This window comes from Sporosarcina sp. SAFN-010 (assembly GCF_059415065.1).
The window spans coordinates 150,677-165,696 of sequence record NZ_JBPFDS010000006.1; the positions used below are offsets into that span (position 1 = coordinate 150,677).

The window sequence follows — 15,020 nt, forward strand, 5'->3', positions numbered from 1 at the left end:
CATCAAAAAAAGATGGCCACACAAAGTGGGCCATCTAGTTTATTTTGCAAAAGGATCCTTATGATCATATTGGTTATTGTGCACAACGTCACTACGCAAGTACTCAAGGATTTCATCTACAATCTCCACACCATTCTTCAAGGACTCTTGTTCTTGAAGTGTTGTGTTCTGACCAGGATACAGCACTTGATCGAACCCTGGAGCTGGCTTCACCTCATTCAATTCCTTCATCATACCGGAAATATTGGCACGGAACAGATCAGAACTTGTGAACGCACCTGGGTCAATAACGATATGGAGTTGTCCGAGTTCACGTCCCGCCGTCAAATCATGATACATCGAAGACACGTGCTTTCCGAACGGAAGTCCAAGCAACACACCTGACAAGATATCTACCATCATCATAAGACCATAGCCTTTTGGTCCAGCAATCGGAAGCAATCCTGTGACCTTAAATGGATCTGTCGTCGGTACACCGTCTTTGTCTACCGCCCATGTATCCGGAATGGATTCACCTTTTGACCGAGCGTGCAAAATTTTCCCCCATGCTTGAATGCTTGTTGCCATATCGAAGATGATCTTATCATCACCTACACCAGGAGCCGCGAACGCGATCGGGTTTGTCCCGAAATATGGTTCAGCTCCGCCAAAAGGAACGACCATTGGATCGGACTGGCACATGGAGATTCCAATCATTCCAGCTTCTGCTGCTTGTTGGACAAAGTACGACATGGCACCGCTATGGCTCATACGACGAATGCCGACAATGGCTGTTCCGTTTTCCCGGGCCATGTCAATTGCTCGAGTCATTGCAACTTTCGCAGCCACGTGCCCGACGCCGTTATCGGCATCCAGCACAGCAGTACCCGGGCCTGTTTGCTTAAATTGTTTGTCCGGATTTACGGTAATGCCGCCTTTAGCAATTCGTTCGGCGTAGTATTCAGTCCGCATCGCTCCGTGAGAAAAAATACCGCGAGCGTCTGCGTGTGCAAGTACGTCTGCAACTATCTCAGCATCATCCCGTTGCAGCCCCGCTTGTGTGAGTTTGTTTGCCATCAGCTCTTTCAATTCTTCAATCGATATATTCATCTCCAACACTCCTTTTGGCTATAGCCACTTATAAGTTCGTCTTCATATGAAATCGTTGTTGTAAAAAAGTAATCGTATGCTGGACAGTACGTACAGAATCAGGGTCTTTCATGTTCGAGTCAAAATTATGTTTCCCTTGGGAAATCGTCATGAGCTCATTTGGAATACTTAATGAATCGAGCTTTTTTTTCATCGCAACAGACTCTGCATATGGCACATCCTCATCTTGGTCACCATGAATAAGAAGGGTTGCCGGATATTTTGTATCTGCTAACTCAATAGGTGCATAATTCGCCAGCTTACTTTTATCCACGGCATCCGAACCGGCCACCCAATCGAGCCACGTGCCTTGCTGACGGCAATACAAGTAAATCGCATACCGTCGTTCGATCGGAGCTGAGAAAATCGCATTTGGCTGAACGAGTTGCTTCGCTAACATTTCGGGCACAGTCGTCATCGATGTAAAGTGCGGACTCGGATTCCGATACCATTCACCAGTAACCTGTCCGTATCCATAAAACGACACAATGGCATCCGGCTTCACTTTAAATGTCCCTGATAACAGCGCTAGATAACCTCCTGCTGAACTACCAATCACAGCCACTTGTTCTCGATCGAAATCGAAATGAGCAGGTGCTTCCGTCTTTATCCAAACTAGTAAATCCTTAATATCATCCCGTATTTCAGGAAGTTTGGTTTCAGGAGCAAGCCGATATTCCACAGAAAACACGTTGAATCCAGACTCATTATATAGACGGATTTGTTCCCGATTCATGTCGTCTCGGGTCCCCCAGATCAGTCCGCCTCCATGTATGTAGACAATCAAAGGGGCAAGAGTTACAGATGCCGGATGTAGTACCCCTCCAATCTCGCAACCATCCACACGTTTATAAACAAATGCATCTGCCATAATCGCACCCTCTTTTCTAACTCTCTATCTTTCTTAATTAAATAACGAACGTAATGGTTAGTTTTATATACAATACAGGTACTCTCTTAATAGACTGATTAACTCACGGGAAAACTATTTCACCTACTATCTTACGACACGAAACACCAAGAAAACAGCTTTCGATTAACAATTTTATGTTTTTGCAATGTTACGCTCCAGTATTTTATTCGTCTGCAATGCAAATTGCGTTACAATTAACTTGGATAAACAAAAACAGCTTCACCATTGTTTTGTGCTTAACACTTAGGGAAACACATGCAATGGTAGGCGCGCTGATTTTAAAAAATACTTACAGGGGTGATTTTTGTGCTTCATACGATTATCAAGAAGAACTCGTACCAAGACTCCATTAACCTCATGTTGCTCACGAACTCAATCGCAACAATGGAAGGTCTCAACAAAGTACAAATCATGATGGCAACACCAGCTAACAAAGACATCTTTAAAGATGCAGGGTTGCATACATCAGAACTCGAAGCAGCAGAATCGAATGACATGGCGATTGTTGTCGACACAGACAATGCAGACATGATAGACACAGTTCTTGAAAAAGTAGAACAATACTTAAATGACCAATCCATCAGCAACAAAAAGCAAGGATTTGAAACAGTACGGACATGGGACAAAGCAGTGGATGCACTTCCAAATGCAAACGTTGCCATGATTTCAGTACCTGGTGAATATGCAGCAGATGAAGCGGACAAAGCATTGGACCGTGGTCTTCACGTGTTCATGTTTAGTGATAATGTGTCTGTAGAAGACGAATTGCGACTAAAGCAAAAAGCTCACGAAAAAGGATTACTTGTCATGGGGCCAGACTGCGGTACAGGAATTCTTGACGGTGTACCTTTGGCATTCGCAAACGTCGTGAACAAAGGCCGTATCGGACTTGTCGGTGCATCAGGAACAGGAATCCAGGAAGTTTCTACAATTATCGACCGTTTAGGAGAAGGCGTCAGCCACGCAATCGGTACGGGTGGACGTGACCTAAAAGATCCAATTGGTGCGATCACTATGATGGATGGAATTCGTGCTCTAGAAAACCACAGCGCGACAGAAATCATCACAATCATTTCTAAGCCACCTGCAGAACACGTTCGTAACGAAGTAATGGAACTTCTTCAAAGTTTGACGAAGCCAGTCGTTGCTGTATTCCTTGGTGAAAAGCCAGAGCAATACGAAGGTAATGTCTACCAAGCTTACACACTAGCAGAAACTGCACATATTGCAGTGGACTTAGCACGCGGGAACGAAGTGAAACCAGACTACAACTCAGGCGATTTCTCTGTAGAGAATGCAAGTTTGAAAGATGGTCAGAAGACTCTAAAAGGGTTGTACTCAGGTGGTACTCTCGCTTCTGAAGCAGCAGTGCTCATTTCAGACGCACTTGGTCTTGGAACGCACATTAAAAACGAAGAAGGCTACGTCTTGAAACACGAAGGTCAGGAAATCGTTGACCTTGGGGACGATAAGTATACACAAGGGAAGCCACACCCAATGATCGATCCGGAAACTCGTTCGAAGTTCATCGAGCAAGCTGGGGATGATGAAACAACAGCTGTTATTTTGCTAGACTTCGTTCTTGGCTATGGTTCGCATGACGACATGGCAAGCGCGTTACTTCCGTCTATCAAAAAAGCGGTAGCAAAAGCAAAAGAAGGCGGCCGTACATTGCACGTCGTCGCAACTGTTTGTGGTACGAAAAACGATCCGCAAAGCTATGACGGTCACGTAAAGCAGTTGAAAGAAGCTGGCGTCATCGTAAAAGAAACAAACAACGAAGCAGTCCGTACTGCGCTTAGCATTGTTGGACTTCAAGTTGAAGATAACCAGAAGAAACATGTAGAGGGAACTAAGTCGGATAAGAAATTCGACCTCTCTGTTTCAGAAGACATCGCGTCACTTGTTTCAGAACGTCCGCGCGTCATTAACGTCGGTTTGAAAGGCTTTACAGGTGCACTTTCAGACACAGGTACACAGTTCGTCCAATACGACTGGCGTCCCGTTGCTGGCGGCAATGCACGTATGGCTAAAATCTTAAGCTTGCTGAAATAATTTCAGATTGATGAAGATAGAAGGTCCAGATCCGCTCTGGACTGGACCTTCCTCATGCAGATGGAGACATCTGTAAATATGACGAATGAGGTGTGTACGTTATGAACTACAAGTCAATGGATGAAGCAAACAAAGCGGTTATCGATAAAATTACCGGATCTGCTCCATTTTTAGAGGATGTTGTTCCTGCTAAAGAAAAAATTAAAGAATTAAATGACGGAAAAGTGTTGCTACATGCAGGTCCACCTATTGAGTGGAACGACATGACAGGTCCAATGCAAGGATCTTGTATCGGTGCTTCTATCTATGAAGGTTGGGCATCGAACGAAGAAGAAGCGGAAAAGCAACTAGCAGGCGGTGAAGTGAAATTCATCCCATGTCACCATGTGAATGCAGTTGGCCCAATGGGTGGTATCACATCTGCTAATATGCCTGTTTTTGTTGTAGAAAACCGTACAGACGGCAACGAAGCTTACTGCATCATGAACGAAGGAATCGGAAAAGTGCTTCGTTTTGGTGCCAATTCACAAGAAGTCATCGATCGTTTGAAGTGGATGCAAGATATTCTTGGACCAACGATTGCAAAAGCTCTTGCGCTCACTGAAGATGGCTTGAACTTGAACGTCATCATCGCAAAAGCAATTACAATGGGCGATGAGTTCCACCAGCGTAATATTGCTGCGTCCTTAATCTTCTTGAAAGAAATCAGCCCGTACATCGTACAGTTGGATATGAACGAAAGCGATCGTAAGGACGTTATTCAATTCTTGGCGGATACAGACCAATTCTTCTTGAATATCATGATGGCAACAGCTAAAGCCGTAATGGACGGAGCTCGCACTATTCAAGACGGAACTGTCGTTACAGCAATGTGCCGTAATGGTAAAGACTTCGGAATCCGCATTAGCGGAATGGGAGACGAGTGGTTCACAGCACCAGTAAACACGCCTCAAGGACTATTCTTTACTGGGTATTCACAAGATGATGCCAACCCGGATATCGGGGACAGCGCGATCACTGAAACATTCGGTGTCGGCGGTATGGCAATGATTGCAGCACCTGGCGTAACACGTTTTGTTGGCGCGGGCGGCTTTGACGACGCACTTGCAACAAGCAATGAAATGACAGAAATCTGTGTCTCTCAAAATAGTAACTTCACAATTCCTACTTGGGACTTCCAAGGTGCTTGCCTTGGAATCGATGCACGTAAAGTAGTCGAGACCGGTATTGAGCCAGTCATCAACACAGGAATTGCACACAAAAAAGCAGGAATGGGTCAAGTTGGTGCAGGAACAGTTCGTGCTCCTAAGGAATGTTTTGAAAAGGCATTAGAAGCATATGCTGTGAAGCTAGGCTTGATCTAATGGAGAGGCTGTCAGCTAAGGTTTCAGTTTTGTATGCAGAGGAATACGAACAACGCATTCCTCTGTTGCTTTCTGAGCACCCAGAGGGCAAAGTACACAGCATTTTTCAGAATGGTATTAATGTCCAAATGGGTGAGCATTTGTTTTTCATCGGAACGACGAAAAACGGGCAGTTGCCATTTGGCATTCACCTCACCCACCAGCATTTACAAGAATTGCTAGGAACCATCAACGACGATTGCTCTGTGTCTTGGCATTCCGCACAGCGGGAGTTGGAGTTTGGAAAGGGAGTACCTGCTGTTTGCCTCGCGGGCGCAGTGCCGTTTGACTGGCAGATTTCTCGCAAAACAATAACAGATGATGAGCTGATGGACAATCTAGCCATGCTTATCTCCATATTGCTCATTGAACCACGTATAACTGGATTAAAAACAGAAATTGAATCATTTTTAACTGCTTATTTAGAGGGTTCCCCTGCAAGTGGAATGAATGAGCAGCATATCTATGAACTACTTACCGTGTTGGAATCATCTGACCGGGAGAAAATAGAAACAGAACTTCGCTTTTTCATCGGACGGGGGCAAGGCTTAACCCCTTCAGGTGATGACCATTTGGTCGGCTTACTCGCTATCCATGCAGCGGCAGGAATATTATCTACCCCTTTTGTTGAAACCGCAAAAGGGCTTGTTCTGAACGAGGCACTGACGACAGATATTGGACGTGAGTATTTGTTGTATGCATTGGAAGGGAAGTTTAGCTCGACTGTAGCTGAAACGGCTTCAGCATTGACAGAGAAGACAGATATTTATATGCTAAAACCATTGCTTTCCGAATTGCTCGATATGGGGCATAGTTCTGGAATCGATACGGTTTTTGGTATGTTACTCGGCTTACTAGCGCTAAGGAGGAAACTAGAATGACAGAAAAAGTAGTAATTGCACTTGGGGGTAACGCAATCCTTCAACCTAAGCAGGAAGCGACTTATGAGAATCAGCGTGAAAACGTACGGATTAGTACTGAAATCATCGCGAAAATTGTCAAAAACGGTCATGAAGTCATTGTTACACATGGTAACGGCCCACAAGTAGGCAACATCCTTCGTCAGAACGAAGAAGCTAAAGATGTTGTTCCTGCACTTCCACTTGACGTTTGTAGCGCAGAATCACAAGGGTTCATCGGGTACATGATGGAACAAACATTGAAGAATGAGCTCAATAAGCTGGATCTCAACAACCAAGTAGTTAGCATGCTGACGCAAACAGAAGTAGATCGCAACGATCCGGCATTTGAAGATCCATCCAAGCCAATCGGTGTCTTCTATTCAGAAGAAGAAGCAAAGCAATTAGCAAAAGAAAAAGGCTGGGACGTTAAAGAAGACGCTGGCCGCGGATGGAGACGTGTTGTTGCATCTCCAAATCCGAAGTCAATCCTCAGCTCTCAAACTATAAAAATGCTTACAGATAATGATATTATTGTCATCGCTTCAGGTGGCGGCGGAATTCCCGTTGTCCGTGAAGAAGATGGTAGCTTGACAGGTATTGAAGCAGTTATTGACAAAGATCGTAGTGCATTCCGTCTTGCAGAAGAAGCAAAAGCAGACGTTCTTATGATTTTGACTGACGTTGACAACGTATTTGTAAACTATGGCAAGCCTGATCAAAAAGCACTTGGTACGATTACGCTTGAAGAAGCACAAGGCTATGCGGACGAAGGACAATTTTCTGCAGGCAGTATGGGTCCTAAGATGGAAGCAGCCATGAAGTTCGCTGAACTCGGTGGACGTGCGATAATCTGTTCACTTGGACAAGCAGACCTTGCAGTAGAAGGTAAGGCTGGTACACAGATTAAAAAATAAGTATATCAATGGTATTGGCTATGGTCATTTTGACACTTGCCAATACCCTTTTGGTATTTACATAGGTTTTAGAAGTTTACATAATTGGTCGACATCAAAAGGAAGGAGAGAGTGTGGATGAAAAATAGGCGATCCCGTTCTTTTAAAAAGGAACTCATATACTCGTTTCTTACAATAGGACTGACTGCGATTATTGTCCTCGGGATTTTTCAATTCTTCCAGCTCTCCTCGCTAATCGAAGGCAATCAGGATAGCCAAAAGAAAGTAACTGGGTTTTTAGAAGATAATATTGAAAGTTATATGGACCAACATGGTAGAATCATTGAAACCATGGCCTCTAATATTGCTCCTCTTTTAGAGGAAGGACGAACATCTAAGATAGAAGAAAAGCTACGTGATATTAAAATTAACTATCCGGGATTTGTAAACTTGTACGTAGGGGATAAAAATGGTGAATCTCTTGTATTTTACCCTTCTGTATACACGGATGGAGTGAGACGGGAACACTTGAATTATAGCGATCGGTCTTATTACAAAGATCTTCTCGATAAAAACAAACAAGTGGTGTCTCCTGTTTTTTATGGTAGAGGGGGAACAGATGTCCTTTTGGTTGCGATCGTCTCACCGATATTTGACAGTAAGGGGAAGATGCAAGGGTATATTTTAGGGGCTATCGATTTAAACGCTTTGGAGAAATACGTATCTACAAGGATATCAGGCGAAGCAAGTTATGCGGTGTTACTTGACCAAGATAATAATGTAATTGTGCACCCCGATGTTGATACTAGGACAGACATGGTGAATCTCACGAATTCTAAAATTGTTCAGACCATCAATAATCAATCTGATCAATCTTTGAATAGCTTGACTGTCAAAGAAGAGGGCAGTGAAAAAGAATTCATCACCTATGCGAAAATTAGGAATCTTGATTGGACGGTATGGATTGCAAATCCATCCACATTAATCACAAAGCCACTTAGAAGTGCAGCGAACACAATTCTGTGGTTCATACCCATTACGGCGTTATTTGTTGTGTTAGCAAGTCTATTTTTAACGAATCGACTTGAACGAACGATTCGCAATCTCCTCGATACCATTAAGCGTTATTCTGTAAGTTATAAGACGAACCAACCTGTTCAACTATCGGAACGAATTCAAGGCCCTCAAGAGATGACGGATTTGCTGGCTCACTTCAATGATATGATATCTGAAATTGAAGAAAATCGAAATGAACTCATTGATTTGAATACACAACTTGAAGGTCGTGTTCAGGAACGAACTGCAAATTTGGAACAGCGCAATGCTGAATTACAGGCAGTAAACAAACTGATTACACCGGTGTCTTCAAAAATGGATTTGCCGCATTTCATCCAACTATGCCTTCAAAATATCGAAAAATCCGTACCTTTCAATGTGCACATTTGGTTTCGTGAGTTGGCCGTAACAAGCCAAGCGATTTACGTCGACAAAAGTTTACAGAGCTATTTAGAGAAAAATGTGCAGGGCACTAATCAACACATGGAACCGATTGTACTAGATGGGTTGCCAAATGGCTATCTCATTGTCGATTTGCTGGACGGGCAGACAATTGAGCCAAGAGGACAGGAATTTCTTCAAACGTTCTCACGTTCCCTTGCAGTTATGTTACAAAACAAGTTGTTATTTGAGCGGTATCGTAATAAGCATGCTGAACTGGATGCCGTTCTTGAAAGTATGTCAGAAGGGATTATGCTCCTTAATAATGATCAACAGGTCGATTATGTGAACGAATTCTTCTTGAATGTGACTGATGGAGATGGCACGAATGGACCGCTTGTGCACTTATCCGACGTTATCGAACGCATTAATATCCTGTTTGAGACTTCTACAGAAGATATCGCTTCATTTTTTGAAAATGAAGCAAGTGAACTAAAGTTAGAGTACAAAACAAAATCGGGCAATGCTGATTTTTATATGCTTCATAAATTCTCCGTCATATCGGATGAGAAAAAAATCGGGGAAGGGCTGCTCATTCGTGATATAACAAAAGAGGAAGAAATTGATACCTTGAAAAACAACCTGATTTCGCTGACGTCTCATGAATTTAAGACACCCATTACAAACATTCGAGGCAGCGTGGAAACGTTATTAAGAGAGGATGTGGAATGGGAGCCTGATTTTCAGTATGAATTGTTAGAAGGAGTCCATGAGGACATAGAGCGTATTCAACATCTGGTGGATGACTGGATGGATATTTCAAAGATTGAATCTGGCTCGATGTATATCGAACGCAATATGGTTCGTGCAGATCATGTCATTGAGAAGTCAATCGAACTGGTGCCACTTTCTTTAAGAGAAGGGGCAACGCTCACTTTTCATAACAAAGCGGAAGATTACTTATTCTTCTATGCTGACAAAACACGAGTCCAGCAAGTGCTAGTCAATCTCTTTACGAATGCTCTGCGTTATAACGATAATCCACAAAAACAGATTGATATCACGCTTGAAAAAAAGGATGATTATTTAACCATAGCGGTATCGGATAATGGAATCGGTATTTCGAAAGAGCATTTGCAGAAAATCTTTAATCGTTTTTACCAAGTCGATGTTACAGCTACGCGTCGCTCGGGTGGAACTGGATTAGGGTTATCCATTTGCGAAGGAATAATGGAAGCACATGAAGGCAGAATCGAAGTGGATAGCAAACCAGGGGAAGGCAGTATGTTTACTCTTTACTTTCCGATACGAGAGGGGTCTTAAGGGATGAAACAAAAGATATGTGTCGTAGATGATGAAGCGAAGATTTTACGTTTCATCTCTGCGAATTTGCGATCGGTTGGATATGAAGTAGTGACCGCTGATTCAGGAGAGGAACTGCTGGAAAAGTATGATCTTATTTCTCCGGACTTAATATTACTAGATATTATGATGCCAGGAAAAGATGGATTTTATGTACTTGAAGAATTGCGTAAGTTTTCCCATACACCGATTATTATGCTGACAGCAAGAAGTAATCCAAAAGACAAAGTAAATGGATTGAATCTTGGAGCTGACGACTACTTAACAAAGCCTTTTTCGTTAGATGAGTTGTTCGCTCGGGTCAATGCGGTACTGCGTAGAAGTCAACCACATCTCACGGATTCTGCAGCAGGGTCCACATCTGTTATTGAGACAGGATTATTGCAAGTGGATGTCGGAAGCAAGCGGATCTGGATTGATAACGAGGAGTTAAAACTTACGCAAACAGAGTTTTCCTTGCTCGAAATTTTAGCACTGAATTTAGATAAGGTAGTCCAACACGAAACGTTGTTGTCAGAAGTGTGGGGACCCCAATATCGTGATGATGTTGAATATTTACGTGTCGGTATCGCAAGAATTCGTCGAAAAATTAAAGAACGATTGAAAGAGCCTGAAGAATACATCATTACATACCCTGGACTTGGCTATATGCTGAAGAGCGTTACACTTTAGAATGACTAGGCAAAAAAAGAATTCTTTGAAAATGTGTAAATGAATAACTAGTGATAAAAAAGTAGGGAAATACAAGCAACGCAATGCAGTGTATTCAACAGAAATGCCATGACCAGTTCTCTTGTAGTCATTTTGCTAGGAAATTTAATGTTTTGGCAAGGTTACCTGATTTGATTTTATTCGTCTGCAATGCTGTATAAAGTATTATACTAGTGAAAGGTAAATGATCATTTACTTGAATAGTAAATTATAAAAAATTGAGGAGGAACAAACGATGGCGAAACAAATACAAGATAATGGCCAGAAAAAAGAACTCATTCCTTATTGGATCAAAGCCGTTATCGTATTTTTCTTGGGTTGGGTTGCAATTTACGGAACACGTGCAATCTTGAACCCTGTCATGGACGATATTCAAAACGAATTTAGCTTGTCTGGCGCTCAACTCGGTATGATCAGTAGTATTTTCTTCATCGGTTATGCAGGACTAAACATTCCGTCCGGTATACTTGGAGATAAAATCGGTAAAAAGAAAGTACTTGTACCAGGAATTATTTTGTTCGGTATCTTTGCAGCAATTGCAGGCTCGATGCCAACATTCTTCTTATTTATACTTATGTGGTTAATGGTTGGTGTGTTCCAAGGATTCTATTATGGACCACAGTACGGATTGTCTTCTGAAGCGATCCCTAAGAAACACATTACAGTCGGTTCAGCGATTATCAACAGTGGTATGGCGTTCGGTCTATCTGCTGGTTATTTCTTATCAAGTTGGACAATTGAAGCTGGTATGTCATGGAGAGCACCATTCTATATCGTTGCAATCCCAGTTGTCCTCATTGGTTTGCTAATGTGGTGGCTTGTTAAAGAAAACCCATATGGCAAGAAAACTAAAGCTGAAGTTGAGAATGAAGAACCATTCAAGATCAGCGTGCTGTTCAAAAATCGTAACTTGCTTATGTCTTACATTGTAATCTTCTGTGCGATTTACGGATTCTTCGTAGTCGTAACATGGATGCCTTATTACTTGCAGCACGCACGTGGAATTGAAGGTAGTGCAGTTGCGACCGTTTCTTCACTAGTACCGTGGGCAGCTATTCCAGGTTCGATTTTCTTCAGCTGGGTCGCTGACCGTATGGGAAAACGTCGTCCAGTGCTACTCGTTATGCTCCCACTTTCATTGATATCACTCATCTCCATCGTTGCATTTGACAACATGTACGTTCTTTATGCAGCACTGATTGGTTACGGTATCTTTGGTAAAATCAGTACAAATCCTGTGTTGGTGGCTGTTGTTGCAGACAACGCTCCTAAAAACGCATATGGTACATCATTCGGTATTTACAACTTCATCGGAATGTGTGGTTCCATCCTTGCACCATACATCACAGGTTTCTTGGCTGATAAAACTGGTAATCTGGATATGGGCTTCTACTTTGCAGGTTTCCTACTTGTCATCGGTACAATTGCCGCATCGTTGATTAAGGAAGATAACAAACCCAAATTAACAGACACGAAAGCAGTAACTGAATAAGTGAACTAGACAGGCTGTCCTCTTAGCGGGGGCAGCCTGTTTTTTAGATTCTGTTCTTTCGATAGTGAGGTTATGCGACAATATTGTTTCTAACGAGAGTAAGTACATCATTGAGTCAAGAATTGTCTGAACAGTGTTTCTTACCTTATACTAAACAAAACGTGTGGAGGAGGAGTGGGATGGAATTCATCATTTCTCCTTTAGGAGATCAGGCGGTTCACCTCGAATTTGGTGGACCTTTTCATGAAGAAACAGAGGGAAAGATTAGAACTGTCACTACTGTATTGGATGATAAGCGACCGGTCTGGCTCGTCGAATACATCCCGTCCTATACGTCGGTTACCATTTTTTATGATGTCCACTGCTTTGCGAAAGAAGAGTTTCCATATGAAGCAGTACGTTTGGAAGTAGAGAAGTTATTTGATCATCTTGAACCGATTGTGATAAGCGAAAGACGTACGGTTAGAATTCCAGTACTTTATGGTGGAGAACAAGGACCTGATTTGCAAGAAGTTGCGGAACTAAACGGACTGACATTAGACGAAGTAATCGGTATACATACTTGTGGTGTCTATACCGTGCAAATGATAGGATTCGCACCCGGGTTTCCATTTTTAGTGGGAATGTCGCCTCGGATTTCGGCACCGCGTCGAAGTGATCCAAGAATTCGAATACCGCCACGATCTGTTGGGATAGCTGGCGGACAGACCGGTATTTATCCGATTGAAACACCAGGTGGATGGCAGCTGATTGGGCAGACACCGATTGAATTGTTTTTACCGAACGAAACGCCTCCAAGTTTGTTACGTGCGGGCGATCAGCTCGAATTTTTTCCCATTACAAAAGAACAGTATGATGCCTATAGGGAGGGGGACGTATGATTCGAGTAGTAAAGTCTGGTTTGTCAGACACGGTTCAGGACAGCAGTAGGATTGGCTACCAACAATTCGGAGTGATTCAAAGTGGAACAATGGATTCGATATCTAGACGAATTGCCAACCTCCTCGTGGGAAATGAAGAAGGAGCGGCCATTCTGGAAACGACGCTAATTGGACCTAAGTTATTATTCGAAGAAGAGATGCTCCTTGCTTTATGTGGTGGGGAATTTACACCTGAAATCGATGGGGTACCAGTTCCGATGTGGAAGCCTATCGTAGTAAAAGAAAACTCCTTATTGACGATTGGCACTGCAACACGAGGAAGCCGTCTCGTGATGGCAGTTGCAGGAGGGTTTGACTTACCTCGAGTGCTTGGCAGTTATTCCACGTACTTAAAAGCGGGGTTTGGCGGGTTCAATGGAAGAAGCCTGCTGAAAGGAGATCTACTTTCAGTTAATAAACCTAATGAAAAGTCTAAAATGATGTACAAGCAGCTTATGGATTGCAAAACTACCTCTTACTGGACGACTAGATGGTCTGTTGCGAAACAACTACGACCGTTTGTAAGGGAGTCTTATACAATTCGAGTTTTACCTGGCAGACAAAAGAACCTATTCACCGAGCAAAGCAAAAGGAATTTTTTGTCCTCCTCTTTTACAATGGGTTCACAATCAGATCGCATGGGCTACAGACTACATGGTCCACAACTTCAACTATCTGAACCGAACGAACTTCTTTCTGAAGCTGTCACATTCGGTACTGTGCAAGTCCCTTCAAACGGACAACCAATTGTATTAATGGCGGATCGTCAAACGACAGGTGGCTATCCAAAAATTGCTCAAGTGATCTCGGCTGACCTCCCGGTGTTAGCCCAAGCGAAACCTGGTGATTCACTAAGGTTCGAAGAAGTCTCCTTATATACTGCACAACAGCTACTCAGGCAAATCGAAAGAAGCATACGTGAACTGCGAATAGGCATTGGACTTAAACTATACGAAGGAGGCATTCAATGACTGTACATATAGATATCAACTGTGACTTAGGCGAAAGTTTTGGTGCTTACAAGCTTGGAAACGACGAGGAGGTCATGAAGCATATCACCTCTGCGAATATCGCTTGCGGATTTCATGCAGGGGATCCAAGGACGATGCATACGACAATCGATCTCGCTTGTCGGCACAATGTTGCAATTGGTGCGCACCCAGGTTTGCCAGACTTAAATGGTTTCGGTAGACGGGAAATGCAACTGACGCAACGGGAGGTATATGATTTGATGGTCTATCAAATCGGAGCGCTTCAAGGGTTTATAAAAGCTGAGGGGGCGACGCTACACCATGTTAAGCCTCATGGAGCCCTTTATAATATGGCTGCCAAAGACAAGAAAATCGCTGAAGCAATTGCAAGGGCAGTCGCAGCAGTATCACCTGAAGCCATACTGTATGGATTGTCGGGAAGCGAACTGGTTCAAGCAGGCAAAGCGCAAGGGTTGTTGACGGCCAATGAAGTGTTCGCAGACCGCACGTATGAACCGGATCTTTCTCTAACACCGAGAACACATCCAAATGCAGTCATCCAAGACTATGATTTAGTGATTATGCAAGTATTGGGCATGGTGACTGATGGAGTCGTACGTACTGGTATTCATCAAGAAACGTCAATACAAGCAGATACGATATGCATTCATGGGGATCATGAACGTGCGCTATCATTCGCTAAAAGAATGTTCACAGATCTTTCCTTAAAAGGAGTTTCTGTCACGAAAGCAGGGGACTTTATTCACCGGACTCCTTAACCTCCCTAAAGATATGGTGGGTCATGAAAGAAGACGGAATCTTTGCTATACTGA

General features: G+C 43.0%; 12 protein-coding genes. 10 read left to right on the forward strand and 2 right to left on the reverse strand.

The features are described 5' to 3' along the window. Nucleotides 1-39: 39 nt before the first annotated feature. Nucleotides 40-1,089, reverse strand: a complete 1,050-nt coding sequence (allD, locus tag ACR65F_RS09205) for an ureidoglycolate dehydrogenase (RefSeq protein WP_440504205.1) — start codon at nucleotides 1,087-1,089, stop codon at nucleotides 40-42. Nucleotides 1,090-1,117: 28 nt separating this feature from the next. Next, a complete protein-coding gene (locus ACR65F_RS09210; RefSeq protein ID WP_440504207.1) occupies nucleotides 1,118-1,999 on the reverse strand; it encodes an alpha/beta hydrolase in 882 nt (293 codons plus the stop codon). A gap of 348 nt (nucleotides 2,000-2,347) precedes the next feature. On the opposite strand from ACR65F_RS09210, the gene fdrA reads away from it, so the two are divergent. The 10 genes from fdrA to ACR65F_RS09260 all read left to right on the forward strand — a co-directional run bounded on the left by fdrA (nucleotide 2,348) and on the right by ACR65F_RS09260 (nucleotide 14,966). After that, on the forward strand, nucleotides 2,348-4,096 hold the full coding sequence (fdrA, locus tag ACR65F_RS09215) for an acyl-CoA synthetase FdrA (protein WP_039043236.1): 1,749 nt from the start codon (nucleotides 2,348-2,350) through the stop codon (nucleotides 4,094-4,096). 101 nt (nucleotides 4,097-4,197) lie between these two features. Beyond that, complete coding sequence (locus tag ACR65F_RS09220) at nucleotides 4,198-5,460, forward strand: YlbE family protein (protein ID WP_440504209.1); 1,263 nt, start codon at nucleotides 4,198-4,200, stop codon at nucleotides 5,458-5,460. Then, nucleotides 5,460-6,380, forward strand: a complete 921-nt coding sequence (locus tag ACR65F_RS09225) for an oxamate carbamoyltransferase subunit AllH family protein (protein WP_440504211.1) — start codon at nucleotides 5,460-5,462, stop codon at nucleotides 6,378-6,380. The genes ACR65F_RS09220 and ACR65F_RS09225 overlap by 1 nt, the downstream gene beginning before the upstream one ends. Next, nucleotides 6,377-7,315, forward strand: coding sequence for a carbamate kinase (gene arcC / locus ACR65F_RS09230; RefSeq protein ID WP_039043238.1), 939 nt, complete (start codon nucleotides 6,377-6,379; stop codon nucleotides 7,313-7,315). The genes ACR65F_RS09225 and arcC overlap by 4 nt, the downstream gene beginning before the upstream one ends. 117 nt (nucleotides 7,316-7,432) lie before the next feature. Continuing rightward, on the forward strand, nucleotides 7,433-10,054 hold the full coding sequence (locus ACR65F_RS09235) for a sensor histidine kinase (protein ID WP_440504212.1): 2,622 nt from the start codon (nucleotides 7,433-7,435) through the stop codon (nucleotides 10,052-10,054). A gap of 3 nt (nucleotides 10,055-10,057) precedes the next feature. Further along, complete coding sequence (locus ACR65F_RS09240; protein WP_039043240.1) at nucleotides 10,058-10,765, forward strand: response regulator transcription factor; 708 nt, start codon at nucleotides 10,058-10,060, stop codon at nucleotides 10,763-10,765. A gap of 274 nt (nucleotides 10,766-11,039) precedes the next feature. Further along, the gene (locus tag ACR65F_RS09245; protein ID WP_440504213.1) at nucleotides 11,040-12,296 is read left to right on the forward strand and encodes an MFS transporter; all 1,257 of its coding nucleotides are present in this window, start codon (nucleotides 11,040-11,042) and stop codon (nucleotides 12,294-12,296) included. Between the two features lie 179 nt (nucleotides 12,297-12,475). Beyond that, complete coding sequence (pxpB, locus tag ACR65F_RS09250; RefSeq protein ID WP_440504214.1) at nucleotides 12,476-13,177, forward strand: 5-oxoprolinase subunit PxpB; 702 nt, start codon at nucleotides 12,476-12,478, stop codon at nucleotides 13,175-13,177. Further along, nucleotides 13,174-14,187 (forward strand): 5-oxoprolinase subunit C family protein, encoded by a 1,014-nt coding sequence (locus ACR65F_RS09255; RefSeq protein ID WP_440504216.1) that lies wholly within the window; start codon nucleotides 13,174-13,176, stop codon nucleotides 14,185-14,187. The genes pxpB and ACR65F_RS09255 overlap by 4 nt, the downstream gene beginning before the upstream one ends. After that, nucleotides 14,184-14,966: a 5-oxoprolinase subunit PxpA gene (locus ACR65F_RS09260; RefSeq protein ID WP_440504218.1), complete on the forward strand. Its 783-nt coding sequence runs from the start codon at nucleotides 14,184-14,186 to the stop codon at nucleotides 14,964-14,966. The genes ACR65F_RS09255 and ACR65F_RS09260 overlap by 4 nt, the downstream gene beginning before the upstream one ends. The last annotated feature ends 54 nt before the right edge of the window (nucleotides 14,967-15,020 follow it).